Genomic DNA, 379 nt, shown 5'->3' with positions numbered 1-379 from the left:
TTCCCGGGAACTCGGGTGCCTCGCTGAGTGCGACGAGCGTGAAGACGAACGCGCAGGGCGTCGCGACCGTGTCCGTGACCTCGGTCACGGCCGGGAACGTGAAGGTGTCGGCCACGGTGAACGGCACGAACCTGAGGAAGAGCCCGGGCACGGTGTCCTTTGTCGCCGGTGACCCGTCCTTGGGCAAGAAGGGCACGAGTTCCCTGCGGGTCTCCGGCGGGGACCGGGTCGCTGACGGGAAGCAGTCGCACACGGCGACCGCGACCGTTCTCGACGCGAACAAAAACCCGGTTGCGGGGGCGACGGTTCAGTTCGCGGTTCCCGGGAACTCGGGTGCCTCGCTGAGTGCGACGAGCGTGAAGACGAACGCGCAGGGCGT

General features: G+C 68.1%; 1 protein-coding gene. It reads left to right on the top strand.

Annotation, left to right across the window (positions count from 1 at the left end; translation table 11 throughout):
* Positions 1 to 38: 38 nt before the first annotated feature.
* Positions 39 to 379: Ig-like domain-containing protein (locus OOT08_RS07030; RefSeq protein ID WP_325091885.1), on the top strand; the 341-nt coding region annotated here is incomplete at its 3' end.

It is taken from the genome of Leucobacter sp. M11 (assembly GCF_035726885.1).
Taxonomy (GTDB): domain Bacteria; phylum Actinomycetota; class Actinomycetes; order Actinomycetales; family Microbacteriaceae; genus JAPFRB01.
This window is presented reverse-complemented; position numbering and strand designations above follow the sequence as displayed.